Consider the following 26668-nt stretch of genomic DNA (forward strand, 5'->3'; position numbering starts at 1 on the left):
CCCAAAGGCCAGAGCGCAAACGGCGCTGGCCTGTCAGGACGCGACGTATTTCGCGGTCAGGACATCTCAGCCAGGCGGGCGACGTACCGGGCCAGCGTGTCGATTTCGAGGTTAACGTGATCCCCGACAGCAACATCGCCCCAGGTCGTGACCTCTTTGGTATGCGGGATGAAATTGATCCCGAAATCGCGGCCATCCACGTCATTGACGGTCAGCGAGGTTCCGTTCAACGCAACCGACCCTTTCGGCGCAATGAACCGCGCCAGATCCGCAGGCGCGCGCAACGTGACCCTTGTGCTGTCGCCTTCATCCTCAACCGCGACAACCTCGGCAACGCCATCGACATGGCCCGAGACGATATGACCGCCCAGTTCGTCACCCACCTTCAAGGCGCGTTCCAAGTTCACCCGCGATCCGGTGGTCCAGCTGTTCAGGTTGGTTTTAGACACCGTCTCGGCGCTGATCTGAACGTCATACCAGTCGTCGCCCAGCGCGATCACGGTCAGGCACACGCCATCGCTGGCAATCGACGCCCCGATATCGATGCCGGACGTGTCATAGGCGGTCTGAATGCGGGCGCGCAGGTCGCCTTGTTGCTCCAACTCGGTGACAGTGCCGACATCGGTGACGATCCCTGTAAACATCCTGTTAACCCTCGTTCCCTAACCTGAGCGTGTTTTCACAAGCTGAGGTACGCCCATCCCCTTGCGCGGGCAAGGACCCGACACGGTAAAAAAGGCCGGATTGAACAAAAACTGGCGAGATACGGCATAGATTCGCCCAGAAGTTTGGATATTGTCACCAAGATGAACCACTCAACCACCGCCCGAAATAACCGCGTCTTCCTGTTTCTTCAGGGGCCCCATGGGCCGTTTTTCAGCGCCCTTGGGCGGATGTTGCAGGCATCGGGCGCGCAGGTCTGGCGCGTGGGGTTCAACGCAGGTGATCGGGCGTTCTGGTTCGACAAATCCAGCTATATCCCGTTTCGCGACACGCCGGACCGCTGGTCCGAAACCCTGATTGACCTGATCGTCGGAAAGGGCGTGACCGACATTGTGTTGTATGGCGACACCCGCCCGGTGCATGCGCGCGCCGTTGAAATCGCGCGGTCGCGCGGCATCACCGTGCATGTATTCGAAGAAGGGTATCTGAGGCCCTGGTGGGTCACGTATGAGCGTGGCGGCTCGAACGGAAACTCGCGCCTCATGTCGCTGAATGTCGAGGATATGCAACACGCGCTCGAGCATTCGGACACGCAGTCCCCGCCGCCACCGTCGCATTGGGGGGACATGCGGCAGCATATCTTCTACGGTGCGCTCTACCATTGGTTCGTCTTGTTCCTGAACCGTCGTTACCGGAACTTCCGCCCGCATCGGGAATTGCCGGTGTCAAAAGAATTCCGCTTGTATTTCAAGCGGCTGGCACTGATGCCGTTCCATCGCATTCAAAGGGGTTGGTCCACGGGATTGGTCCGCAGAAGCCCCCACCCCTATCACCTTGTCCTTTTGCAACTGGGTCACGACAGCTCGGTTCAGGCGCATTCCGATTACTCAGGGATGAGCGCGTTTATCGAACAGATGATCACGGGTTTTGCCAAGGGCGCGCCGGGACATCATCGGCTGGTGATCAAGGAACACCCGTTGGAAAACCACCGCGAACCGCTGCGTCGCCGCGTACGTCAGATGGCACGCGCGCTTGGGATCGAAGATCGCGTTCACTATGTGCCGGGCGGCAAGCTGGCCAAACTGCTGGATGAGGCGAACTCGGCCGTCACGATCAACTCAACGGCCGGTCAACAGGTGCTGTGGCGGGGCATTCCGCTGCGGATCTTTGGCAAATCGGTCTACGACAAGCCAGAATTCGTGTCGCATCAAGCCATCGAAGACTTCTATGCAAATCCCGATATGCCGGATGCCAAGGCCTACCGCATCTATCGTCAGTTCCTGTTGGAAACCAGTCAGGTTCCGGGCGGGTTCTATTCGCGCCGGGGGCGTCGGCAATTGCTGCGCCGCGCCGCAGACATGATGTTGCGCGCCAACGATCCTTATCAGAGTGTCCTCAGAAACAACGAGGCACTGACGCCACAGTTGCGGCTCGTTGAGTGAAATGGGGCATCCTCTGCTGGATGTTGTATCCCGAAGCGGGTAAGTTTCCCAAAACTAAGAATACTGAGGATCATCGGCAGTGCAGAGCTTTCCAATCCGATGGATGCGGGGGATTATCCTTGTGGGCCTTTGCGGCCTTTTGGCCGCGTGTCAGCTTCCCAAATCCGGACCGAACAAATCAGAGATTCTGGCAGGCTCGGTCGAAAATGGAGGCAATGCCTTCGTGGTTGAGGTCGATGATCGTGTCACACGGGCAACCTCCAGCGTTCCGCAATTTGGCTTTTCGTCGTCGTTCAGCAGTGCGCAAAGCGTGGCGGCCGATACGGTGCGCCCCGGCGATGTTCTGGGCCTGACCATCTGGGAAAACGTGGATGACGGGTTGCTGGCGGGCGAAACGGGCTCGGCCACTGCGCTGGACGAAGTGCAGGTCGACAGCGAAGGTTTCATCTTTGTGCCCTATGCCGGACGCCTGCGCGCCGCCGGGAACACGCCCGAGCAGTTGCGCATCCTGATCACCAACCGCTTGCAGGAACAAACTCCTGACCCGCAGGTCGAGGTGCGCCGCGTTGCCGGCGATGGCTCGACCGTGTCTCTCACAGGCACAATCGGAGCCCCCGGTATTTACCCGATCGAACGCCCCACCCGCACCTTGCTGGGCATGTTGTCTCAGGCGGGCGGCGTGGCCGTCGGATCGGACATTGCGCTGGTCACCCTGATCCGGGGCGACCAAAAGGGCACGGTCTGGTATGAAGACCTGTTCACCAATCCAAGGCTGGATGTGGCGCTGCGTGGCGGCGACCGTATTCTGGTCGAGGCGGACAGCCGATCCTACATCGCGCTTGGCGCAACCGGCGGGCAATCTCGTATCGCCTTTGACACTCAGGACCTGTCAGCTTTGGAAGCCCTGGCGCAGGTCGGCGGCCTGCAAGGCCTGTCATCGGATCCGACCGGGATTTTCATCCTGCGGAAAGAACGTCAGGACATCGCCCGCAGCGTTACGGGCCGGGCCGAACTGCAGGGCGATCAGCGGATGATCTACCTGCTCAACCTCACCGCGCCGAATGGCCTGTTCATCGCCCGTGACTTTGTCATCCGCGACGACGACACGATCTACGTGACCGAAGCGCCTTACGCGCAATGGAGCAAATCGATCTCGCTTATCGCGGGCGGGCTGACTCCGGTTGCAAACGTCGCGACCCTGACCGGCAACTGATCCGTGACCCCCGAAATGGACACCGCAGCCGGGGCGGAGCGCTCTCGGCTGTTTGTGTATAATGGGGGATTTCTGACCAATCGGCGCATTCGGCGCATCCTGTCCTTGGCTGGCTATGACATTCGTCTGGGCCTGCTGAAACCCGGTGACATGGTTGGGGTTTGGGGCAATAGTCCGACTGCCCATCGCGGCCTGCGCGTTGCGAGTAAGTACGACGCCCCGGTTCTGCGGGTCGAAGACGCGTTTCTGCGCTCGCTTCACCCCGGTCGTCAGGGCGAAGCGCCGCTGGGCTTGCTGGTGGATCGGACCGGGTTGCATTTCGACCCGTCTGCGCCATCTGATCTTGAGACCCTGTTGGCCACGCACCCGCTGGATGACACTGCGCTGCTGGACCGGGCTCGGGGGGCAATCGCGCGACTGAAAGACCTGCATCTCAGCAAATACTCGGCCTTTGATCTGGATATTGCACCGCCCGATCCCGGATATGTGCTGGTCATCGATCAGACCCAAGGTGATGCGGCAGTTACGGCCAGCGGCGGCGACTATGCCCGCTTCCGAGAAATGCTGGTGATCGCGCAAGAGGAAAACCCCGGCGCAAGGATCCTCATCAAAACGCACCCTGAAACGCAGGCCGGCCATCGCGCGGGGTATTTCAGCGATCAGGACCTGTCTGACCGGGTGTCCTTTCTAAGCGACCCGATCAGCCCGTGGTCCCTGCTGGAAGGCGCGGTTGCTGTTTACACACTATCGTCGCAACTGGGGTTCGAGGCTACTTTGGCCGGTCACAAGCCCCGCGTCTTTGGGCAGCCTTTCTATGCGGGTTGGGGGCTGACGCAGGATGAAGACCCAATCCCGCGCCGCACCCGCAATCTGACCCGACCGCAATTGTTCGCGGCATCCATGCTGCTTTACCCAGTCTGGTACGACCCATATCGGGACCAATTGTGCGAGTTGGAAACCGTTCTGGACACACTCGAAGCGCTGAGCCGCGCGTGGCGGCAGGATCGGTTTGGCTGGACCGCGTCGGGCATGCGGCTGTGGAAGCGCAAGCATCTGCAACAGATGTTTGGGCGTCACAAAAAGATGCAATTCACCTCGGCCCCGCCGACAACGTCCGATCGCCCCCACATGGTTTGGGCCAATCAGGCACGGGATGCCGAAGGGGCCATTCGGGTCGAGGATGGCTTTTTGCGCTCGCGCGGATTGGGGGCCAAGCTGGTTCCGCCTCTGTCACTGGTAACGGACGATTTGGGGATTTACTACGACCCCACACGGCCTAGCCGGTTGGAGGAATTGATCGCCCAGCGCGAAACCCTGCGCCCCGATCAGGAACGGCGGGCCGAACGGCTGGTCAGCAGGCTGCTCTCGGACGGTCTGAGCAAATACAACACCGGCCAGCCCGCTCCGACCCTGCCAGATGGGCACCGCATTCTTGTGCCGGGACAAGTTGAGGATGATGCCTCGATCCTGTTGGGCACCAGCGGCGTGCGCACCAATCTTGAGTTGCTGCAAACCGCGCGGGAAGCGAATCCGGACGCCGTTTTGATCTACAAACCTCATCCCGATGTCGAAGCCGGGCTGCGTGAGGGGCGCATTGAGGCGGAGGAACTGGCGGATCTGATCCTCGACAATTGCGATCCGGCGTCTTTGCTGCCTCATGTGAACGAAGTCTGGACCATGACCTCGCTTCTGGGGTTCGAGGCGCTTTTGCGCGGTGTTCAGGTCACGACGCTGGGCGCGCCCTTTTATGCCGGTTGGGGGCTGACAACCGATCTGGGTGCGGTGCCTGTCCGGCGCGGCGCGCGCCCGTCCTTGATAGGGCTGGTTCATGCGACGCTGATTGATTACCCGCGCTACATGGATCCGTTGACCGGACAGCCCTGCCCGGTCGAAGTCGCCGTTGATCGGTTGGTGAGTGACACGGCCGCGCCAACGGGGCCTTTGAACCGGTTTCTGTCCAAGCTTCAGGGGGCGTTTGCCACACATGCGCATTTGTGGCGCTGACCGGAACGTCACTGCGTTGGACGTCGCCAACGATGCAGAATGTCGGGACCGATAGCGCGGGTTTCGATCAGTTCGAACCGGGGGGCCGCGTCCAGCTTTTCCAGCCCCAACCGACCAACTGCGGCCAAACCCTCGGCCCCGATGGTCAGGCCCGCGGTGAAGCCGACCAGTTCATCCACCAGGTCCTTTTCCAGCAGCGAGGCGGCAAGCGCGGCGCCACCCTCGCAGAACACACGAGTCAATCCGGCCTGACCCAGTTGCTGCAACAGGTCCGCCGCGTCGATGTGATGATCCTGCAAGGCGCAGGGGATCAGACGCGCACCCAGCCCGTCCCATGCGCGCGCACGTTCGGCATCGGGATGGGGGCCGTGGCACAGCCAGACCGGAACCTCAGCCGCTGTGCGGGCAAGCTGCCCCATAAGCGGCAGGTCGAGATGGCGGGACACGACAACGCGCACAGGCTGCTGCGCGACGCCCAAATCACGCACGGTCAGCGACGGATCATCCGCCCGCGCCGTGCCTGCCCCCACCATCACCGCATCATGACGCGCGCGCATCGCGTGAACGGCGCGGCGCGCCTCGGGGCCCGTGATCCACTGGCTATGCCCGGTCTGGGTGGCAATGCGCCCGTCAAAGCTGCTGGCCAGTTTCAGGGTAACAAAAGGTCGGCCCTGCTCGGTCTTCAGAAAAAAGCCTGCCAGATCCCGTTCGGCCTGCTCGGCCAGAACGCCGGTTTCAACCTCGATCCCGGCTTCGCGCAACATGGCAAAGCCCTGCCCCGCCACCCGGGGATCACTGTCTTCCACGGCTGCAACAACACGCCCGACGCCGGCCTCGATCAGGGCAGCAGCGCAAGGCGGTGTCTTTCCGTGATGCGAACAGGGTTCCAGCGTCACATAGGCCGTCGCGCCCCTGGCCGCGTCTCCTGCCTGAGCCAAAGCCTCGGTTTCCGCATGGGGTCGCCCGCCGGGTTGGGTCCAGCCACGTCCAACAATCCGGCCACCCTGCACGACAACGCACCCGACTGCCGGGTTGGGCCAGCATGACCCTTGGCCGCGCTGACCCAATGACAAGGCCAGCGCCATAAATCGCTTATCTGTTTCGCTCACTCGTCCGTCGGAGGCTGCGGCGGGCGCAGTTCGTGGACAAACTCCTCGAAATCATCGGCCGCCTGAAAGTTTCTGTAGACACTCGCAAAGCGAACATAGGCGACGGTGTCGATCCGCGCCAGAGCTTCCATGACAATCTCACCGATCTTTTCGGAGGGTATGTCGGTCTCTCCCATGCTTTCCAGACGCCGGACAATCCCCGAGATCATCTGATCGATCCGCTCGGGATCAACAGGGCGTTTCTGCATCGAGATGCGGATTGATCGCTCCAGCTTGTCGCGGTCAAAATCCTCGCGTTTGCCGTTGGTTTTGATCACCACCAGATCGCGCAGTTGCACGCGTTCATAGGTGGTGAACCGACCCCCACAGGCCGGACAAAAGCGGCGTCGGCGGATCGCGACGTGATCCTCTGCCGGGCGTGAATCTTTCACCTGAGTGTCGATATTTCCGCAAAACGGGCAGCGCATCCGCCGTCTCCTCGTCCCATGTTCGGCCTCTTTTTGTAAGCGCTACGGCTTACTTATCCACAACTATAGGGCAGCCGCTAGGATTTGGGTAGTCGGAATTTTCAACCCCTAGATAAAGGGTTACCCCAGATGCGCAGCGACCAAACGGCGATGCGGTGCGGTCCGGTGTTCGAACAGGTAAATCCCCTGCCATGTCCCAAGTGCCATACGACCCCCAGAGACCGGGATCGAAAGCGAGACCGGCATAAGCGCCGCCTTGATATGCGCTGGCATATCGTCCGGCCCCTCATATGTGTGGCGCAGATAAGCCATCGAGGGATGGTTCGAGGGCGGTACAAGCCGTTCAAAAAACGCGTGCAGATCGATTTGAACCTCGGGGTCAGCGTTTTCCTGAATCAGCAAAGAACATGAGGTGTGGCGAACGAACAGCGTCAATACGCCATCCTTCGCCACCGGGTTCAGCCAGCGATGCACATCCTTGGTGAATTCATAGAGTCCGGGGCCTTGCGTCTGGATCGAGAATTCTGTCTGCATCCGCGCTGTTTCACCACTGCGTCAGTTTATGAACGGGCGCGTCCTGCACCGTGCCTCGGCCCCTTGCACAGATACGCTGGACCCCGGAACGAAGGGCGTCAAGACAAAGCTGGGTTGCGCGGGAACCTCGGCCGGTTTTTTCAGCGTAAACTGAACGGCCGTCTTGCGCCCTGTGGTCACGCTGGGCCCATATCCGCGCAGGACGTAAATTTGCTGCTGCCAGCCGGCACCCAATTTTCGCCGGGCAAAATCGGCGGCCGCACACCAATACCCGTCCGTGAATTGCTGGGCGCGCGGGATGACTTCGAAATCGGTGCTGTTGATCGGCTCGGTTCGGTATCCATTGCGGGCGGCGTCCGCGGTGACGGGAACGCCAAGGGCAAAGGCGGCGAGCGTTACGCAGGCTAAAATCTGTTTCATTGTTAATCTTTTCCCTGATTGTGTGTGACCAAAATATTAGGACCGGGTCCGGCGCTGAACAGGCCGCCTCACGACCTGTTCAGATCGCGGGTGGCCGAGTGTGATCGGGCGTGAGCCAGCCATGATAGCGGATCAACTGTCCGACCAGCGGCGCGCGGGCGGACACGTCAAACCGGAACCGGCCCTGATCGTCCTGCCATTCGACCGTTGATGACTGCGGAAGCAGTGCGTTTGGAACCGAAGTCCCCCACAGGGTCAAACGCCGGATATTGATCTGCAACCGCGCCCCGGCCACAACCGGTTTCAACCAGATGGACAAGGCACCAAAATCCTCTCGCACACAGTTTGACTGTCGATCAAAGGACAAGCGGGACTGGGTGATATGTCCTCCGAAATCGCGTCTCCATTCCCATCCCGGCCCGCACCGAGATACCGTGACCCTGACCGAAACGTCGCGCCCGGAGTGGGGGAACCCTCCTAACCACAAAGCCAAACCGGCCAGCCACCCTTGTCCCCGCTGAATTTCGCAGCGACCGATGTACGTGCCTTCCTTGCTGTGCAAGTTATGTAACGCCTCGGGAAGCCCTGTCGGTTCCGCCGCAGCCTGCAAAAACGGGTCCATCTAAAACCCTTGCACAGCAAAGCGCGAGCGGGTCGCCGCATCCGGCACAAGGCAGGTTTTGGATCTTCCGAAGATTGCATATCGGTTGCGTGCAATCGCGTGATAAAGCGGATCCTTCACAAACCTGGGCAGGACCCGGCACAGCGACAGAATACGCCATGGCCCGCGCAACTGCCCCATCGCCACAGCAAAGGCATCCAGACGCTGATGAACCACGCCATTCACAATCACAAGATTGGTCTCAAACTCCTGCGTCGGCAGACCGAGTTCCCGGTAAAGGCGCTGCCCCAATGGTGACTGAGCCGTAGCAAACTGAAACACCTGCGCCTTGTCATGCCGCAGCATAAAGCGGAAAAACCCGGAACACAGGACACAGATCCCATCAAAGATGATGAGATTGCCATCGTAAGTTTTCTGCGAAACATCAAGCTTTTGCATGACATCACCGCCTTTCCGCGATCTGCGCAGATATACGGTGTCACGCAGCGTTCGATCAGGCAATGCGACAAGAATGGCGGGACGGCGCGCGTGCCGGGGAGCCTCCGCGCGATCGCGGCGATCGCATGGTGGCTCTGACCTCATCCCCATAAAGGTCGCGACCCGACAGCACTGACGATGTAGGACACGTTCGGGGCAATCTCTTGATAGCATCGGACAAATCCATTCGATTTCCGGACATTTCAGCCTATGATCCCAATGCGCCTAACAGGTTTCACACCACCGAGGGCGGTTTTGGTTAAATGCATTAGGGCACCGCAATGGATGTTGATATTAGCCGTCTTCATATCCTGACCCAATCGCTGGACCGGCACAGCGGCAATGCCTCGACCTCGCAACGCGTTCTGGCGCAAAGCGGGTTGGCACCCGATCATATGGATCCCGCCGCAACCACCTATGACGCGCATAAAGAAGCGCTGTTTGTCCGCTATGCCTGCGACGCGCTTCGCGACATCACCTTTGCCGCGCGGGCCGGGTTGGACGTGACCTCGGTTTCAACCCTGACAGGATATATCAGCAAGTATTCCCGCGATTTGAAGCAAGTGACCGAAAACACGTCCCGGTTTCACGGCATAATTGACCCCTCCATAGCGTTCAGCCTGCGCATGGCCGGAAATTTCGCAGCGTTCGAGGCGGATTGGAAAGACCCCAGCTTTGCCCGCTATCATCGCAGAACCGAGTTTCTGTTATTCGCCGCGCTGGCGCGAATGCGGAACCTGACCCAGACACAGTTCTATCCCATCGAAATGCGGTTTCAGCACGAGATCGGCGAAAACGCGAAGGCCTTTCAGAAACTTGCAGGCTTTCCGGTTATTTTTGGTGCGGAACGGATGGAGATCATTCTGTCCTTGTCCTCATTGGACCTGCCCGTCCCAACCTATGACCCTAAGCTGCGCGCGCATCTGCTGGAATATGGCGAGCGTATCCTGGCCGAGCGCCGGTCCCCCCAGCAAAAGACCCGCGCCAAGGTCGAAGGGCTGATCACCCGCTCGCTGCCCGGCCATATCATTCAGGCCGAAGAGGCCGCCGCCAATCTGGGCATGAGTCCCAGAACTCTTGCGCGCAGGTTAAAGGATGAAGGCACCAGCTTCCGCGAGATTGTCGAAGACCTGAGATGCGATCTTGCGCAGACCTTCATCACCAACCGGATGCCGCTGGCCGAGATCGCCTATTCGCTGGGATACGCGGATCAGGCAGCCTTTTCGACCGCGTTCAAGCGGTGGACGGGTCAGACCCCCAGCGCCTTCAAAACCCGTGTCGAACACCCGATCCGCAACTAGAACCGGGGGTCATCAGCTATTGCGCCTCGCCCCGGCCCGTCCCATGAGTGGACAGGGCCGATATAGTGGTGTGCCGAACCCGATCCTTGTGAGTTCGCGCCAATGTGTTTGGCGTGTTAGCCAACCGTGATGGCAAAGAAAAAAGGCGCCTCGGATTCGGGGCGCCTTTGATTTCTATTGATCCAGGAAAGATCGCAGTTTGCGCGACCGGCTGGGATGTTTCAGCTTGCGCAGCGCCTTCGCCTCGATCTGGCGAATACGTTCGCGGGTCACGCTGAACTGCTGGCCGACCTCTTCCAGCGTGTGGTCGGTGTTCATGCCGATTCCAAAACGCATCCGCAGAACCCGTTCCTCGCGCGGGGTCAGCGAGGCCAGAACGCGGGTTGTGGTTTCCTTGAGGTTTTCCTGAATGGCGCTGTCCAGCGGCAGAACGGCATTCTTGTCCTCGATGAAATCGCCAAGCTGGCTGTCTTCCTCGTCGCCGATGGGCGTTTCCAGGCTGATCGGTTCCTTGGCGATTTTCATCACCTTGCGGACCTTTTCCAGCGGCATCTGCAGCTTTTCGGCCAGTTCTTCCGGTGTCGGTTCGCGGCCGATTTCGTGCAGCATCTGGCGACCGGTCCGGACCAGCTTGTTGATCGTTTCGATCATGTGAACCGGAATACGGATCGTCCGCGCCTGATCCGCAATCGAGCGTGTGATCGCCTGACGGATCCACCATGTCGCATAGGTCGAGAACTTGTACCCGCGGCGGTATTCGAACTTGTCCACCGCTTTCATCAGGCCAATGTTACCTTCCTGAATAAGATCAAGGAATTGCAGGCCACGGTTCGTGTATTTTTTGGCAATCGAGATCACCAGACGCAGGTTGGCCTCGACCATTTCCTTCTTGGCCTGACGCGCCTCTTTCTCGCCCTTCTGAACCTGCTGCACGATGCGGCGGAATTCAGAAATATCCAGACCGACATACTGACCGACCTGAGCCATATCGTTGCGCAGCTCTTCAACCTTGTCGGTCGAGCGTTCGATGAACATCTGCCACCCCCGGCCCGGCTTTTCCGCCATTTCGGCCAGCCAGTTCGGGTCCAGTTCACGCCCGCGATAGGCATCGATGAACTCACGACGGTTGATACGGGCCTGGTCGGCCAGTTTCACCATCGAGCTGTCCAGCGACATAACCCGGCGGTTGATGCCGTAAAGCTGGTCAATCAGCGCTTCGATCCGGTTGTTGTGCAGGTGAAGGCCGTTCACCAGTTCGACGATTTCCGCGCGCAGTTTCTGATAGGTCTCTTCATCTTTTTCACTGAACGAACCATCCTCGTTCAAAGTCGCCGAAATCCGGCTGTCCTGCATTTCTGACAGCATCGAGAAGTCAGTCGAGATCCGTTCCAGCGTGGTCAGAACCTGATCTTTCAGCGCGGCTTCCATCGCGGCCAGCGACATGTTGGCCTGATCGTCATCGTCGTCATCGTCATCATTGTTCAGCGGGTTGCCGTCGGCATCCAGTTCGGGGCCGGTGTCCTTGGCGGGCTTGGCGGCCTGAACGGCGGATGTATCCACCACAGGCTCCTGAACATCGCCGTCCTCGTCCATCTGGTTGCCAAAAGTGGTCTCCAGATCGATGACATCGCGCAAGAGGATGTCTTCGGACAGCAATTCGTCATGCCAGATGGTGATTGCCTGGAAGGTCAGCGGGCTTTCGCACAGACCGGCGATCATGGTGTTCCGGCCAGCCTCAATCCGCTTGGCGATGGCAATCTCGCCCTCGCGGCTCAGCAGTTCGACGCTGCCCATCTCGCGCAGATACATGCGGACGGGATCGTCGGTGCGATCCAGTTTTTCGGTGGCGGCACCAGCCAGCGCAACCTCACGGTTGCTTTCCGTGGTGGTCAGTTCGGTCGAGCCCTTGTTCTCTTCCTCTTCGGCCTCTTCATCTTCGATGATGTTGATGCCCATTTCGGACAGCATCGACATGACGTCTTCGATCTGTTCCGAGCTGACCTGATCAGGCGGCAGGACCTGATTGAGCTGATCGTAGGTGATGTAACCTTTCTCGCGGGCCTCGGCGATCATCTTCTTGACCTGGGCCTGGCTCATGTCCAGCGAGATTTCCTGTTCCTGCTCGTCGGATTTGCGGTCTTCGTTCGTATCCTTGGCGGCCATTCAATGCTCCTGCAGGGATGGGTGATTCGTTGGAACCGAATCATTAGCGCGTGAAACTGATTCGGCCACCCGTTTACCCGTTTTTCTTTTCCAGTGCCTTATGAAAACACCACTTTACCGGCGTTTCCGCTCGAAATTGATACCGGACATGATCGCCTCAAACGCATCCTTCTCGTCGCGGTTGATTCGCGCACCGTTGTCGGCGATGTCGAAAATGGCCCTGTCCTCGTTCTGGCTGCGGCTTGCGCGGTTGCGCTCTTCGGCGGCCTGACCCACCCGATACGTCAGTGACTCGTCAGCCAAGTCGGACAGTTCCTCAGTTGCTTCAGCGATCTCAGCATCCAACCCCCGGAGCGCTTTGATTTTCGCGAGTTCCTCGGCCAGCGTCATCTCGGCCTTTTCAACGTCGCCCGGTTTGAACACACAGGGGATCACTGCGACATGGCGAAGGCCCAGCAGGTTTTCAAGGGGCTCGGGCCCCAAAGTTTCAGCGATGTGGTCTTTCAGATTGTCCGGGTCGTCGATGGCGTGGCGCAGAATGGCATCGCGCAGGGCCGCGTGATCCGGGTCGCGGCATTCCATATCCTCAAGCTGGTGTTCGAACTGCACAACCACCTGCGGGTTCAGAAGGGCGATGGCCAGAATGGCCGCTTCGCGCAGATGGATGTCCGCATTCTCCGAAGAGGCCAGGAATGACGACCGCGCGCCCGGCGTTGCCGGTTGTTTCGGCGGCTGCCATTTGCCACGCGGTTGCCACGCACGGTTTTGTGACTGTCTCTGCGGGCGAAACAGTTGCCAGCGCAAATCCTTGATCTCTTGCCCGTAATGGGACCGGATCGATGGGTCGCGGATCAGCTTGATCTTATCGCGCAGCACCTTGTCCAACGCCGCCTTGCGTTCGGGGCTGTCGAAAACCTTGCCTTCGGTTTCGCGCTGCCACAGCAGTTTAACCATCGGGATCGCACCATCGAGAACCGCCTGTACGGCCCCCGGCCCTTCGGCGCGCAGCAGATCGTCAGGGTCCTGCCCTTCGGGCATGATGGCAAAGCGCAGGGACTTACCGGCCTCCAGCAACGGCAGCGCCAGATCAACCGCCCGCATCGCCGCGCGCAGACCCGCCGTGTCACCATCCAGCGCGATGATCGGCTCGTCCGAAACACGCCACAGCAGTTGCAGTTGATGTTCGGTAATCGCCGTCCCCAAAGGGGCCACCGACGCACCAAATCCGGCCTCGGCCAGCGCGATCACGTCCATGTATCCCTCGGCAACGATCAGCGGCTGCCCCTTGCCCGCCGCCTGACGCGCGGGACCGTGGTTGTAAAGACTGCGGCCCTTGTCGAACAACTCGGTCTCGGGCGAGTTCAGGTATTTGGCGTTGTCATTCGGGTCCATCGCCCGGCCACCAAACGCAATGCAGCGCCCGCGCGGATCGCGGATCGGATACATGATCCGGTTGCGAAACGTGTCATAAGGCTTTTTGCCCTTGTTCGAGGGCTTGGCCAGCCCCGCGCCCAGGATCAGATCCTCGGCCACGTTCTTATTGGTCAAATGATCCCACAGCGCCTGCCAGCCATCGGGGGCAAAGCCGATCTCCCACCGATCCAGCGCCTGCGTGTCCAGACCCCGGCGCGTCAGGTAATCGCGGGCCGCAGCCCCTGCCCCGGTCTTCAGTTGCAGCCGGAAAAACTGTACCGCCTGCTCCATCGCCTCGGCCAGTTGCGAGCGGCGGTCCTGTTTTTCCTGCGCTTTGGGGTCACGGGCAGGCATCGGCATCCCGGCCTCGCGGGCCAGAATCTCGACCGCTTCGATGAACGAGACATTCTCGGTCTCTTTCACGAAACTGATGGCATCGCCTTTCGCGTGACAGCCAAAACAGTAGTAAAACCCTTTTTGATCATCCACATGAAATGACGCGGTTTTTTCGTGGTGGAAGGGGCACGGCGCCCACATATCTCCCTTGCCCTGATTGGATTTGCGTGGGTCCCAAATGACCTTTCGCCCAACCACCTGAGACAGGCTCAGCCGGGTACGCAACTCATCCAGAAATCCGGGGGGCAAAGACATGGATCAAACCTGCCAGAAATGAAAACCCGCGCCAAGGGGAAGGCACGGGCTTATCCACAAGGAAATGCGGGATTGTGGATTACTGCTGCAAACACAGCTCCAACCAGGCGGCACCGAGGTCCTTTTTGCGTACATCGCGCATCTTCTGTTCGTAGACCCAAGGCGTGATCAGCGGGATCGCGGCATTGTAGTTCTCGGGCCAGGTCGGACTGCTGTCGGCAACCGCCTGCGGGACATCGCGTTCCTTCACCCTGTCCAAACGCGCCTGCTGAATCGCGGCAACCACATCGGCCTGATACTTGCAGCTTTCTTCCTTGGTTTCAGCAGCGGCCAAGGGCGTGGCAAGCACAGCGGCAGCGATAGCGATACGCAACATTTAGGTCTCCCGGAATCGTTTGTTCGACGGCAGCTTACCCGCCCGCAGCCAGACCTGCCATTGTCCTTTTCGGAAAGATGGTTGGTGTTTCAGAGGGGGCGGACCAACCGCCCCCTTCCGACCGAGATCAGAGTCCCTTGGCCCGATAGCTGCTGGCCACGCGGTCGATTGCGACAATATAGGCCGCGGTCCGCAAATCCTCGACATCGTCGCGGCTGTGCCAGACCTCGCGCATCGACTGGTAGGCAATGCGCATGGTGTCATCCAGGCCCGACCGCACAAGCTCCAACTCGTCCGCGCCCTTCAGGTACTTGGCCTTGAAGTCCGGCGACATCGACCAGGCATCACCGAGATAGCGATCGAGCCGCTCCAATTCGCTGACAATCAGCTCATGCCGCGCCTCTTCCTGACGGCGCTGCATCCGGCCAAAGCGAATATGGCTAAGGTTCTTGACCCACTCGAAATAGGACACCGTCACACCGCCCGCATTGGCATACATATCCGGGATGATCACCGTGCCCTTCTTGCGCAGGATTTCATCCGCCCCGGCCGTCACCGGACCGTTCGCGGCTTCGATGATCAACGGTGCCTGAATGCGCTCGGCGTTACCGAGATTGATCACACCTTCCAAAGCGGCCGGGATCAGGATATCGCATTCGGCCTCCAGCACGGCCCCGCCTTCGGCAGAGTGGGTCGCATCCGGGTAATTCTTGACGCCGCCATGCTTGACGATCCACTGGCGCACGGCTTCGACGTCGATACCGTCGGGGTTATACAGCGCCCCATCCCATTCGATGATCCCCACAATGCGCGAGCCATCTTCTTCGCTGAGGAATTTCGCAGCGTGATAGCCCACATTGCCGAGCCCCTGCACCACAATGCGTTTCCCGTCCAATTTGCCGGACAACCCGGCTTTGGCGATGTCTTCCGGGTGGCGGAAAAACTCGCGCAGAGCATACTGAATGCCGCGCCCCGTTGCCTCGACCCGCCCGGCGATTCCGCCCGCGTTCAGCGGCTTGCCGGTCACACAGGCCCGCGCGTTGATATCGGTTGTGTTCATCCGCGCGTATTGGTCGGCCATCCAAGCCATTTCACGTTCACCGGTCCCCATGTCAGGGGCCGGAACGTTTTGCGACGGATTGATCAGGTCACGCTTGGCAAGCTCATAGGCAAAGCGCCGCGTGATCTGCTCCAGCTCGTGTTCCTCATACTGGCGCGGATCGATGCATAGCCCGCCTTTCGAGCCGCCAAAGGGCGTTTCAACCAGCGCACATTTGTAGGTCATCAGCGCGGCCAGCGCTTCGACTTCGTCCTGGTTGACCGCCGTGGCGTAACGAATACCGCCTTTTACAGGCTCCATATGTTCGGAATGAACCGAACGATAACCTGTGAACGTGTGAATTTCGCCGCGCAATCGAACCCCGAACCGCACCGTGTAGGTGGCGTTGCAGACCCGTATCTTTTCCTCCAACCCCGGGGGCATATCCATCAGGGACGCCGCCCTGTTGAACATCAGGTCAACACTCTCACGAAAGCTGGGTTCTTTGATGCCGGTCATAAAATCCTCCGTACCGGTAACTGACAAACGTCATGACGTTTTGTCGCACCACTTACTCGATGCTGCAATCTTCTCTTGCACTTTTTTTCATCACTTCCTGAAGGATTGGTTATCGGTTAAGGGCCTGAGTCGTCCGGTTAACACTTGCCCCGGAATTGTTCGCCCTGACGAAACAAAGCTGACAAGCAGCCCCAAACTGCGGCCGATTTTCATTCAATAATAGCATCATAGTGGCAAAGGCGCCCAAATCTCGCCACGTTCCACGGCTAATTTATTAAAGTTGCGACGGACTGAGATCAGTGTGCCTGACCGGCAGAGGGACTCATTATGAAGAAATTTGACTGGAAGCGGATTATCGACAAACCAAAGCGCGCAGACCGGCATGGATCTGCGCCGCATTCGTTTGTCCGGTCAGAAGACGGGACCATGACGATCTTTACGCTGGTCCTTATAATGATCGTATTTGCCGTCGGAGGATTTGCCGTTGACATCATGCGCTTTGACCACGAGCGCGCGCGGCTTCAATACTCGCTGGATCGTGCAGTTTTGGCGGCGACCGACCTGGCGCAGGACCTTTGCCCCACTGAAGTCATCGAAGATTATCTGGATAAAGAAGGTTTAAAAGAATTTCTTCTGAAGGATCAAATTGTCATCGAACCTGCAAACCTTTGCGGTTCCGACGCTGTGACCATTGAAGGTTTCCGTCGCGTCGAGGCGACCGCAGTTATGCCCGTCAAAATGCACTTCATGCAGTGGTGGGACGTTGATACGATCACGACTTCGGTTGTCAGCGCCGCGGAAGAAGCGCTGGGGAATGTCGAGATTTCGATGGTTCTGGATGTTTCTGGCTCGATGAACCGGAACAGCCGCCTTACGACGCTGAAACTGGCGGCACAGGAATTTGTGCAGGAAATGGTCGATAAATCCGAAGACGGCAAAATGTCGATTTCGATCATTCCTTACGCGACGCAAGTTGCGCTGCCGGATTCTGTGATGGGATACCTGAACACCGACGGTGTTAACCCGCATGCAAATTGCATCAACTTTGAAACCGCTCAATTTCAGACCAGCGATTTCGATCTGAACCTGGTGTATGATCGCACACTGCATTTCACTCCTTGGAACAATTACGACCAGCGCCCGGTGAATAACAATCTGGTCTACAGCGAAATTTGTGAGACCGACGAGAACCGTGAAGCAATGATCTTTCAGAAGGATGCAGACCTTCTAAAAGATAAAATTGAATCGTTTGTCGCGGATGGGAATACGTCGATCGACCTTGGCGTTAAATGGGGCCTGACCCTGCTTGACGACAGCTTCCAACCCGTAGTTGCGCAGATGGCGGCCGCAGGTGATGTTCCATCTGAGTTCGCATCTCGCCCAGACAACCCGCGAAGCGGTGATACACTCAAAGTTATGATACTTATGACGGACGGTGCGAATACGACCCAATACTGGACGAACGATCCCTACCGCGATGGTAAGTCCGGCGTTTGCTGGAACGATGGGCTGAACGAATACGTTTCATACGCAGAGTTGGATGAAAATGACGAAATCACCATTGAATTCGGTACAGACTACATCTGGCCAGATGTCGACATGATCGAATGGGACTCGTCAAATGGCGGCGCGTATTGGGTTAGAGACGAGCTCCAGCCCACTTGTTTTGGCAACACGATTGTAAACACCGATACCCTCACTTACGTAAACACGGACAGCGTCGCGACAGCTGAAGAAGTAGACCCAACCGGTGAGTACGTAAGGGGGTTTATTCAGTACCGCTGCCTGGCCTTCTCCGGTACCACGGGTGAATGCGTAAGCCTTGATAGGGACAATCCGCGCGTAAAAACCTACCTCGACTTAGACGTACAGCCTTCGGACAATCTGACGTGGCCAGAGTTGTGGGAACGAGCAACGCGATACAACCTGTACCAGCGCTTCTATGACTACTACGGTTCTAGCTGGGCCTACGACTTTTACTATGACGCCGTTTCGTCAAGCGGCCAGGGTACGAAAGATCCTCGTGTGCGCTCGATGTGCACCTACGCGAAAGACCAAATGGGTGTCGTAATCTTTACTATCTCATTGGAAGCCCCGAGCGCGGGCCGCGCGATCATGCAGCATTGCCGCACGGACGTCGGAACATATTATGAAGCCACACCAGAAGATCTGCCAAACGTGTTTGCTTCGATTACATCGAGCATTCGAAACCTGAGGCTCACACAATGATCACACGCCTTTTAAATAATCTGCGCCGATTTCGCGGCAAAGAAGACGGAATGGCCACTATTGAATTCGTGTTCTGGTTCCCGGTCTTCATGATGACAACCTATTCCGGCGTTGAGATGGGAATCGTGGCCTGGAACCACACCAACCTGGAGCGGGCACTGGACGAAACCATTCAGGACGTTCGCATGAACCGCATTGAAGAATACGATTCTAGCATCGGCGCGGTGTGGACGCATACCTTGCTGAAACAGATCATTTGCGACAAAGCTGGCGTCATCCCGGATTGTTTCGACAATCTGGCATTGGAAATGCTCTCGATCAATCCTTACGCAGAAGACAGTATCTTCAGCGACAATCCCGAGTCAGATCTCGGCAGCGTATTCAGCAACCCTTATTGCGTTGATACGCCTGAAGAAGTGCGCGGAAAAGAAGACCAGTTGTTCACGCCCGGTACGTCCAATCAATTGATGGTCGTTCGGGCTTGCATTGAAGTCGATCCGCTGTTTTTTGGCACAACGCTGGGACGATTGGCCCAACAAGACCCAGACGGCCAGTACGAACTGCATTCAACAACGGTGTTTGTCCATGAACCGTTTTAAGAAGTACATCGTTCAACCAACAGCCAATCGGCTCGCACGTTTCTTCCGCAAGGAGGACGGGATCGTGAGCATCGAAGCGGTCATGATTTTTCCGCTTCTGTTCTGGTCAATCTGGGCCTCCTACACATTCTTTGACGGCTATCGTCAAAGCGCTCGAAACCTGAAGGCGGCCTATGCAGTCGCTGACATTCTTTCTCGCGAAAAGAACTTGGTTACGGCCAATTACATTTCGAACATGTATGACCTGCAAAAATTCATGGTCGCAGACCGGTCAACTGTGTCTATGCGAATTTCTTTCGTCCGCTTTAACGCGGGCGAAAACGAAGCGGACGGAGGAAGCTACGAAAAGCTCTGGTCTTGCGTCCGAGGCGACAGCTTTGACGAATTGGATAACCAAACTCTTAACGAAGAATTCAAAGGGCGTATTCCTGTAATGGCGGACAGGGCCACAATGATCCTCGTCGAAACAAAAGACTGGTATACTCGACCCTTCAGAATCGGGTACGGGGATCATTCGTTCGCCATCGACAAGTTTATTTTCACTCAACCGCGTGGATATACGCAGATTGTCGCAGCTGACGACTGCTAAACCCCTTCCCTCTCCATCAGCATGGCCGAGAGCATTTCTGACATGAACTTGGCCTCGGAGGCGGCGGTCATGCCGCCGACGCCAACACGTCGTCCAAGCCGCCACCACAATCCTGGTGCCCAGGTGTTACCCGGTTTCGACCGCATGCGGACCAGAAATCCGTTTGACGGCTTGAAGGCGAACACGCCCCGGTCCACCGCTTCGATCTCGTCCACGATTGCGATCACCTGCCCTGTTCCGGTGCGCAGTTCGCTGCGGGTCAGTTCGATCCGGTCCTGCGTGGCGTACCAGACGCGATAGGCCAGCCACATAGCCGCCCCACCAACGATCAGCAGGAAAATCTGCCACACCAGCGCGGGTGGGGTGGCAAAGGCGACATGCAGAACAAGAAGGCCAACCGTTGACAACATGGCAACCCCCGCCCAGCGTCTGGGCGCTGAGGCCTCTATTGTTGCCAGCACTTCATCTTGCATGGATGCCTCCGCTTTGTACGGAACCCGTCTATCCGCTTTTTCCACGGAAAAACAGGGCCACCGATATCTGCACAAATTCGCACAAGTCCAGTGGGTTTATGCAAATTGACCGCAGCAATGCAGGGGTTACATGCTGTGCAAAGGAATAGGAGGCACTCATGTCCCTGAGACCCACTTTGGAAACCCGCAAAGCCATGCCCACGATGGAAGGGGCTGGCGTCAAATTACATCGCGCGTTCGGATTTCAGGATCCATCGGAACTGGACCCGTTTCTGCTGTTCGATGATTTCCGCAACGAGCGTCCGCAGGACTATCAGGCCGGATTTCCATGGCACCCCCATCGCGGGATCGAAACCATCACCTATGTGCTGGCCGGAACGGTCGAGCATTCGGATTCGCTTGGTAACAGCGGCACGCTGGGCGCAGGCGATGTGCAATGGATGACCGCCGGGTCGGGCATTCTGCATCAGGAGATGCCGCACGGGAATACCAGCGGTCAGATGCATGGCTTTCAGCTTTGGGGCAACCTGCCCTCGGCCCAGAAGATGACTGCGCCGCGCTATCAGGATGTGCAAAGCAAGGACATCCCCGAGGTCATCGACGATGACGGCACAATCGTGCGCGTGATTGTGGGTGAGTTCTGGGGCAAGACCGGTCCGGTGGATGGCATTGCAGCGGACCCTCAGTATCTGGACATCCAGATCCCGGCGGGCGTGAAAAAGACCTTTCGCATCGACACCTACCGCCGCGCCTTTGCCTATGTCTTTCAGGGCCAGGCCGCGTTTGCCGATGCCTCGCAACCGACCGGCGTGTTGCTGGAAAAAGAGGTTGCCGGGGCGGAGGTGAATATCCGCGATATGTCCGGCGACCGTACTCTGGTGCGCTTTGGTACAGGCGATGAGGTCACCGTTCAGGCCGGGCCCGAAGGCGTGCGCTTTCTGCTGATCTCGGGGGCGCCGATTGATGAACCTGTGGCCTGGCACGGCCCAATTGTCATGAACACGCGGGCCGAACTGGAACAGGCGTTTCGCGAACTACGCAACGGCTCCTTCATCCGCCCGGCGCATTAGCCGTCAAAGCAGCCTGGCTTCGGTCAGGCCGCGACCGCGCTGCGGACCATGTCCCAGTAAATCTGCTCGACCTCGTCCAGCGACAGCCGCCCTCCGGCCCGATACCATGTCATGACGCCGTTCAGCATTGCGATCACCGCAAGGGTCGCGATCTTGGTATCCGAAATCGCAAATTCACCCGCTTGCTGGCCCTTGTGCAGGATCGTTTCCAGCGCGTCTTCGTATCGGCGGCGCAGGTCTTCGATCTCGGTAAAGTTCTCGGGCGTCAGATTGCGCAACTCCATATAGGCGATAAAGACCTCGTCCGGGCGTTCCAGATGGAAGCGGATATGGAAACCAACAAAGCGGCGCAGCGCCTCTTTCGGATCGGATGCGGTGTTCAAATCGGCATAGGCCTGCAACAGATCCTGCATATGTTCGCGCATCAGGCGGAACAGCAGGCTTTGTTTGTCCGGGGTGTAGTTGTAAAGCGCCCCGGCCTGTACCCCGACCTCTTTTGCGATCTGGCGCATCGACACCGCCGCATAGCCGTGGCGGGCAAAAAGCCTTAACGCGGCGCTGCGAATGCGCGGTCCGGTGATGTCCGAATGTGATCCCTGTGTGCGTGCCATGAAAACACCGTATCTGAACAATCGTTCAGATAGAAGCCCGCTTGATCCGATCCGGCAAAAGGTGCATCACGGGGGGGATCTGCGCCAGAGAGAGCCTTTGTCGATGAAAGCTTTGCCCTTTTTGATCCTGACGGTTGCTCTGGCAAGCTGTGCCGATATTCCCGAGTTGGACGGGGTCGAACCGCGCGGGATCCAAAAAGCCGCCTATCCACGTCTGATCCCGCTGCAGGACACGCTGGGCGCACCGGTGGATCCTGTCAGCGAGGCGGAAGAGGTCGAAGAAGACCTGACCACCCGCAGCGAGGCGCTGAAGAAAAAGGCCGAAGCGCTTCAGAACGCTGAAACCAACTAGCTTAAACCGGTCAGGGCCTAGTGACGGATTGCACCCCCGGCCTGAACCCGCTAAGGCAGCGCTGAACGGACAAAAGCGTCCGGTTTCAGAACATGTCGAGCGGAAAGGAACCCACGGAATGACACAGGCGCTGCGGCTTGGAATTGCGGGCTTGGGAACGGTTGGTGTGGGTGTCATCAAGATCATCCGCCGTCATGCGGATCTGCTGCAGGCCCGCACGGGGCGTCGGATCGAAATCGTGGCCGTGTCGGCCCGCGACCCCAACAAGGATCGCGGCGTGAACCTCTCTGACTATGCGTGGGAGGTTGATCCGGTCGCTTTGGCCAAGCGCGACGACATTGACGTCTATGTGGAACTGATGGGCGGCGAGAACGGTCCGGCCAAAGCCTCGGTCGAGGCGGCGCTGGCCAGCGGCAAGGATGTGGTCACCGCCAACAAGGCGCTGCTGGCGATCCACGGTCAGGACCTTGCGGAACAGGCCGAGGCCGCAGGGCGCGTCATCCGGTTCGAGGCCGCCGTGGCGGGCGGTATCCCGGTGATCAAATCCCTGACCGAAGGTCTGGCCGGGAACGAAATTACCCGCGTCATGGGCGTCATGAACGGCACCTGCAACTATATCCTGACCCGGATGCAATCGCAGCGTCAGGGCTATAACGCGCTGTTCGATGAATGTGCCGAGCTTGGCTATCTTGAGGCGGACCCGAACCTCGACGTCGGCGGCATCGACGCGGCGCATAAACTTGCGCTGTTGTCGTCGATCGCGTTTGGCACCAAACCAAATTTCGACGGGATCGAGATCGAAGGCATTCAACAAATCAGCCTGGAAGATATCGATCAGGCCCATGACATGGGCTTTCGCATCAAACTGCTGGGCGTAGCCCAGCGGACGGCACGCGGTCTGGAACAGCGGATGCAGCCATGTCTTGTGCCCAGCGACTCACCACTGGGTCAGTTGGAAGGCGGCACCAATATGGTCGTGATCGAAGGCGACGCGGTGGAACAGGTTGTTCTGCGTGGCCCCGGTGCAGGGGAAGGCCCGACCGCAAGTGCGGTGATGGGCGATGTCTGCGATCTGGCGCGTGGGCTGCAAATCTCGACCTTCGGCCGCCCGGCGAATTCGCTGGAAGACGCCACCCCGGCCCGCACCGGCCTGCCCGCCCCCTACTATCTGCGGCTGGCCCTGTTCGACAAACCGGGCGCACTGGCCAAAATCGCGGCCATTCTGGGCGATGCCGGGGTTTCGATCGACCGGATGCGCCAGTATGGGCACAGCGACGACACCGCGCCGGTTCTGATCGTGACGCATAAGACCACACGCGCCACTCTGGACGTGGCGCTGGACGGGTTCCGCGACACGGATGTTGTTGCCGGTGAACCTGTCGCCTTGCGGATCGAACAGGTCTGACCCCTTGCGGCCTGCGCCCCGTGCAGGCTATGCCAGACGTAACGCCATTGCCGACCAAAGGAATACATCGCATGAGTGCTGCCAAGATCGATTTTAACGACCGCCTGTTGTCTTTGGGACTTGCGCGTGTCGCAGAACAGGCGGCGCTTGCCTCGGCCTCGCTGGTTGGCCGTGGTGACGAGAAAGCCGCCGATCAGGCCGCGGTCAACGCGATGCGCGAGCAGTTGAACCTGCTGGATATCGCGGGTGTTGTTGTCATCGGTGAAGGTGAACGGGACGAAGCTCCGATGCTGTATATCGGTGAAGAAGTCGGCACCGGGAACGGCCCCGGAGTGGACATCGCGCTGGACCCGCTGGAAGGCACCACGCTGACCGCCAAGGACATGCCGAATGCGCTGACCGTGATCGCCATGGGCCCGCGCGGGTCGATGCTGCACGCGCCGGACGTCTACATGGACAAACTGGCCGTGGGTCCGGGCTATGACGAAGGCGTCGTCAATCTGGATATGAGCCCGCGCGAACGGGTGGAAGCCTTGGCCAAGGCCAAAGGCTGTGAGCCTGCCGATATCACTGTCTGCATTCTGGAACGCCCGCGTCACGAGGCGATGATTGCCGAGGTGCGCGAGACCGGTGCCTCGATCCGGTTGATTACAGATGGCGACGTGGCAGGTGTAATGCACTGCGCGGAAAGCGAAGTGACCGGCATCGACATGTATATGGGGCAAGGCGGCGCGCCCGAGGGCGTTCTGGCCGCAGCCGCGCTGAAATGCATGGGCGGTCAGATTTTTGGCCGTCTGCTGTTCCGCAATGATGACGAACGTGGCCGTGCGGCCAAAGCGGGCATCACCGATCTGGACCGTGTCTATGCGCGCGATGAAATGGTGACCGCCGATGTGATCTTTGCCGCGACCGGCGTGACCGGCGGCTCGCTGTTGCCGCGCATCAAGCGCGAGCCGGGTTGGGTTGAGACGACCACCTTGCTCATGCGGTCCAAAACCGGGTCGGTGCGTCGTATGTCCTACCGCACGCCCATGTGGTCGCATAACGACGGCTAAGCGGCTTGCGCCGCTGCCTTCGGCGACCGTATTTTGAACGAGAAGAAGGGCCGGGTCCGCAAGGGTCCGGCCTTGGTGCATGAGGGGCGCGATGGGTTTTCTTGGGGTTGAGCAATCTTTGACGGGTCGGCGTTGGGTGGGCCCCTCGCCCGAGGTTGAGCGCGCGACCGAGATGCTGGCCCAACAAGCCGACCTGCCGCGCGCGGTTTGTCAGGTTCTGGCGCGGCGCGGTGTTCCTCCGATGGAGGCGGCTGGCTTTCTGGAGCCGAAGCTGAAAGAGCTGTTGCCGGATCCGCGCAGCTTGAAGGATATGGAAGTTGCGGCGGCGCGGTTTCTCAAGGCCGTTCGGGACAAACAGCGGATCGCGGTTTTCGCGGACTATGACGTAGATGGCGGCAGTTCGGCGGCTTTGCTTCTGGTCTGGCTGCGCCAGATGGGGCTTCAGGCGACGCTTTACGTACCCGACCGGATTGATGAAGGGTATGGGCCGAATGTTCCCGCCATGCAGGAACTGGCGGCGGCGCACGATCTGATCATTTGCGTTGATTGCGGCACTTTGAGTCATGAGCCAATCGCGGCGGCCAAAGGCGCGGATGTCATCGTTCTGGATCACCATCTGGGTGGAGAAACTTTGCCCGACTGTGTGGCCGTCGTGAACCCGAACCGACAGGATGAAAGCGGCGATCTGGGCTATCTCTGCGCGGCTGGGGTGGTCTTTCTGACGCTGGTTGAGGCCGGGCGGCAAATGCGTGAAGCCGGGGCGAAGGGACCGGATCTGGTGTCTTTGCTGGATCTCGTCGCTCTAGCCACGGTCGCCGATGTGGCCCCTTTGATCGGGGCCAATCGGGCTTTGGTTCGGCAGGGGTTGAAGGTTATGGCCGGGCGGCAACGGCCCGGACTTGTGGCGCTGTCAGATGTTGCGCGTATGGATTCCGCGCCAAACAGCTATCACTTGGGGTTTCTGCTGGGCCCAAGGGTCAATGCGGGCGGGCGCATCGGTCAGGCCGATCTGGGCGCGCGGTTGCTCAGCACCGACTCGATGACCGAAGCCGAAGCCCTGTCCCAGCGACTGGATGCGTTGAATTCCGAACGACGTGACATTGAAAATGCCGTGCGAGCTGCAGCGCTGGAACAGGCTGAGGAACGCGGTCTGGACGCGCCACTTGTCTGGGCCGCTGGCGAGGGCTGGCATCCCGGCGTCGTCGGTATTGTCGCCTCTCGCCTAAAAGAAGCCGCGAACCGCCCCGCCATCGTCATCGGCTTTGACGGGGATGAGGGCAAGGGCTCGGGCCGGTCGGTGTCGGGTGTCGATTTGGGGGCTTCGATCCAGCGGCTGGCGGCCGAGGGGCTGCTGGTCAAAGGCGGCGGCCACAAAATGGCGGCGGGGCTGACCGTGATGCGGGACCAATTGGAACCGGCGATGGAACGTCTGTCGGAACTGCTGGCCAAACAAGGCGCGGGGCAAGGCGGCCCGGCGGACTTGAAGCTGGATGGCGCTTTGATGCCCGGCGCGGCCACCGTAGACCTGATCGAACAGATTGAAAAGGCAGGCCCTTTTGGGGCCAGCGCCCCTGCCCCACGCTATGCCCTGCCCGATCTGCAGGTACGGTTTGCCAAGCGCGTGGGCGAGTCGCATCTGAAACTTTCCCTGTCCGACGGGCTGAGCAGCGGGTTGGACGCCATCGCCTTTGGGGCATTCGACGGCCCCTTGGGCGAAAGGCTTTCGAACCACGGCGGCGCGCGGTTTCATTTTGCCGGTCGGCTCGAAGTAAATTCCTGGGGTGGTCGTCAAAACGTACAGCTTCGGCTTGAGGATGCGGCGGAGGCCAATTGAACGGATTTCCGGTCTGTTTCAAGCCACCAAAAAACTTT

General features: G+C 59.1%; 25 protein-coding genes. 12 read left to right on the forward strand and 13 right to left on the reverse strand.

Features of this window, described 5'->3' with window-relative positions; genetic code table 11:
• Positions 1–56 precede the first annotated feature (56 nt).
• A complete protein-coding gene (locus ACR0LW_RS10900) occupies positions 57–644 on the reverse strand; it encodes a riboflavin synthase (protein WP_170451568.1) in 588 nt (195 codons plus the stop codon).
• A 162-nt stretch (positions 645–806) separates the two neighbouring features.
• On the opposite strand from ACR0LW_RS10900, the gene ACR0LW_RS10905 reads away from it, so the two are divergent.
• The 3 genes from ACR0LW_RS10905 to ACR0LW_RS10915 all read left to right on the forward strand — a co-directional run bounded on the left by ACR0LW_RS10905 (position 807) and on the right by ACR0LW_RS10915 (position 5322).
• On the forward strand, positions 807–2105 hold the full coding sequence (locus ACR0LW_RS10905; protein WP_480882652.1) for a capsule biosynthesis protein: 1299 nt from the start codon (positions 807–809) through the stop codon (positions 2103–2105).
• A 103-nt stretch (positions 2106–2208) separates the two neighbouring features.
• Entirely contained in the window at positions 2209–3318 is a 1110-nt protein-coding gene (locus tag ACR0LW_RS10910) for a polysaccharide biosynthesis/export family protein (RefSeq protein ID WP_480882653.1), read from the forward strand.
• 15 nt (positions 3319–3333) lie between these two features.
• Positions 3334–5322 carry a capsular polysaccharide biosynthesis protein gene (locus tag ACR0LW_RS10915; RefSeq protein WP_480882781.1) on the forward strand — a complete coding sequence of 663 codons (1989 nt, stop codon included), beginning with the start codon at positions 3334–3336 and terminating at the stop codon, positions 5320–5322.
• 8 nt (positions 5323–5330) lie between these two features.
• On the opposite strand, the gene ribD is transcribed toward ACR0LW_RS10915, so the two are convergent.
• The 6 genes from ribD to ACR0LW_RS10945 form a co-directional block, all read right to left on the reverse strand.
• The gene (gene ribD, locus ACR0LW_RS10920; protein ID WP_480625843.1) at positions 5331–6431 is read right to left on the reverse strand and encodes a bifunctional diaminohydroxyphosphoribosylaminopyrimidine deaminase/5-amino-6-(5-phosphoribosylamino)uracil reductase RibD; all 1101 of its coding nucleotides are present in this window, start codon (positions 6429–6431) and stop codon (positions 5331–5333) included.
• On the reverse strand, positions 6428–6898 hold the full coding sequence (gene nrdR, locus ACR0LW_RS10925) for a transcriptional regulator NrdR (RefSeq protein ID WP_170451578.1): 471 nt from the start codon (positions 6896–6898) through the stop codon (positions 6428–6430). Before nrdR ends, ribD begins: the two co-directional genes overlap by 4 nt.
• Before the next feature lie 120 nt (positions 6899–7018).
• Positions 7019–7432: a secondary thiamine-phosphate synthase enzyme YjbQ gene (locus ACR0LW_RS10930; protein ID WP_170517733.1), complete on the reverse strand. Its 414-nt coding sequence runs from the start codon at positions 7430–7432 to the stop codon at positions 7019–7021.
• A 21-nt stretch (positions 7433–7453) separates the two neighbouring features.
• Entirely contained in the window at positions 7454–7852 is a 399-nt protein-coding gene (locus ACR0LW_RS10935; RefSeq protein ID WP_480882654.1) for a hypothetical protein, read from the reverse strand.
• A gap of 79 nt (positions 7853–7931) precedes the next feature.
• On the reverse strand, positions 7932–8474 hold the full coding sequence (locus ACR0LW_RS10940; protein ID WP_480882655.1) for a DUF4166 domain-containing protein: 543 nt from the start codon (positions 8472–8474) through the stop codon (positions 7932–7934).
• Positions 8475–8912, reverse strand: coding sequence for a thiol-disulfide oxidoreductase DCC family protein (locus ACR0LW_RS10945; RefSeq protein ID WP_480882656.1), 438 nt, complete (start codon positions 8910–8912; stop codon positions 8475–8477).
• A gap of 320 nt (positions 8913–9232) precedes the next feature.
• On the opposite strand from ACR0LW_RS10945, the gene ACR0LW_RS10950 reads away from it, so the two are divergent.
• Positions 9233–10252, forward strand: a complete 1020-nt coding sequence (locus ACR0LW_RS10950) for a helix-turn-helix domain-containing protein (protein ID WP_480882657.1) — start codon at positions 9233–9235, stop codon at positions 10250–10252.
• Between the two features lie 174 nt (positions 10253–10426).
• On the opposite strand, the gene rpoD is transcribed toward ACR0LW_RS10950, so the two are convergent.
• The 4 genes from rpoD to ACR0LW_RS10970 form a co-directional block, all read right to left on the reverse strand.
• Entirely contained in the window at positions 10427–12415 is a 1989-nt protein-coding gene (gene rpoD, locus ACR0LW_RS10955) for an RNA polymerase sigma factor RpoD (RefSeq protein ID WP_170621570.1), read from the reverse strand.
• Between the two features lie 114 nt (positions 12416–12529).
• On the reverse strand, positions 12530–14479 hold the full coding sequence (gene dnaG, locus ACR0LW_RS10960) for a DNA primase (RefSeq protein WP_480882658.1): 1950 nt from the start codon (positions 14477–14479) through the stop codon (positions 12530–12532).
• Positions 14480–14558: 79 nt separating this feature from the next.
• Positions 14559–14855, reverse strand: a complete 297-nt coding sequence (locus tag ACR0LW_RS10965) for a hypothetical protein (protein ID WP_170451594.1) — start codon at positions 14853–14855, stop codon at positions 14559–14561.
• A gap of 127 nt (positions 14856–14982) precedes the next feature.
• A complete protein-coding gene (locus ACR0LW_RS10970; protein ID WP_170734491.1) occupies positions 14983–16413 on the reverse strand; it encodes a Glu/Leu/Phe/Val family dehydrogenase in 1431 nt (476 codons plus the stop codon).
• 327 nt (positions 16414–16740) lie between these two features.
• Here ACR0LW_RS10970 and ACR0LW_RS10975 point away from each other — a divergent pair, with 327 nt between their 5' ends.
• The 3 genes from ACR0LW_RS10975 to ACR0LW_RS10985 are packed head-to-tail and all read left to right on the forward strand — an operon-like array spanning position 16741 to position 19830.
• Positions 16741–18642 carry a pilus assembly protein TadG-related protein gene (locus ACR0LW_RS10975; protein WP_480882659.1) on the forward strand — a complete coding sequence of 634 codons (1902 nt, stop codon included), beginning with the start codon at positions 16741–16743 and terminating at the stop codon, positions 18640–18642.
• Entirely contained in the window at positions 18639–19241 is a 603-nt protein-coding gene (locus tag ACR0LW_RS10980) for a TadE family protein (protein WP_170451600.1), read from the forward strand. The genes ACR0LW_RS10975 and ACR0LW_RS10980 overlap by 4 nt, the downstream gene beginning before the upstream one ends.
• A complete protein-coding gene (locus ACR0LW_RS10985) occupies positions 19228–19830 on the forward strand; it encodes a hypothetical protein (RefSeq protein WP_170451602.1) in 603 nt (200 codons plus the stop codon). The genes ACR0LW_RS10980 and ACR0LW_RS10985 overlap by 14 nt, the downstream gene beginning before the upstream one ends.
• Here ACR0LW_RS10985 and ACR0LW_RS10990 read toward each other — a convergent pair.
• On the reverse strand, positions 19827–20303 hold the full coding sequence (locus ACR0LW_RS10990) for a hypothetical protein (RefSeq protein WP_480882660.1): 477 nt from the start codon (positions 20301–20303) through the stop codon (positions 19827–19829). The two genes, ACR0LW_RS10985 and ACR0LW_RS10990, sit on opposite strands and share 4 nt — an antisense overlap.
• Positions 20304–20461: 158 nt before the next feature.
• Between ACR0LW_RS10990 and ACR0LW_RS10995 the strand changes: the two genes are divergently transcribed.
• On the forward strand, positions 20462–21373 hold the full coding sequence (locus ACR0LW_RS10995) for a pirin family protein (RefSeq protein ID WP_480882661.1): 912 nt from the start codon (positions 20462–20464) through the stop codon (positions 21371–21373).
• 23 nt (positions 21374–21396) lie between these two features.
• Here ACR0LW_RS10995 and ACR0LW_RS11000 read toward each other — a convergent pair whose 3' ends face one another.
• On the reverse strand, positions 21397–21984 hold the full coding sequence (locus ACR0LW_RS11000) for a TetR/AcrR family transcriptional regulator (protein WP_170451607.1): 588 nt from the start codon (positions 21982–21984) through the stop codon (positions 21397–21399).
• Here ACR0LW_RS11000 and ACR0LW_RS11005 point away from each other — a divergent pair.
• From ACR0LW_RS11005 to recJ, 4 genes are all read left to right on the forward strand, one after another.
• On the forward strand, positions 21983–22336 hold the full coding sequence (locus tag ACR0LW_RS11005) for a hypothetical protein (RefSeq protein WP_480882662.1): 354 nt from the start codon (positions 21983–21985) through the stop codon (positions 22334–22336). The genes ACR0LW_RS11000 and ACR0LW_RS11005 overlap by 2 nt on opposite strands.
• Positions 22337–22454: 118 nt before the next feature.
• Positions 22455–23741, forward strand: coding sequence for a homoserine dehydrogenase (locus ACR0LW_RS11010; RefSeq protein ID WP_480882663.1), 1287 nt, complete (start codon positions 22455–22457; stop codon positions 23739–23741).
• A gap of 71 nt (positions 23742–23812) precedes the next feature.
• Positions 23813–24796 carry a class II fructose-bisphosphatase gene (gene glpX, locus ACR0LW_RS11015; RefSeq protein ID WP_170621563.1) on the forward strand — a complete coding sequence of 328 codons (984 nt, stop codon included), beginning with the start codon at positions 23813–23815 and terminating at the stop codon, positions 24794–24796.
• A gap of 91 nt (positions 24797–24887) precedes the next feature.
• Positions 24888–26630, forward strand: coding sequence for a single-stranded-DNA-specific exonuclease RecJ (gene recJ / locus ACR0LW_RS11020; protein WP_480581736.1), 1743 nt, complete (start codon positions 24888–24890; stop codon positions 26628–26630).
• Positions 26631–26668: the final 38 nt, after the last annotated feature.

The sequence above is a fragment of the Ruegeria sp. N4 genome, from assembly GCF_056531425.1.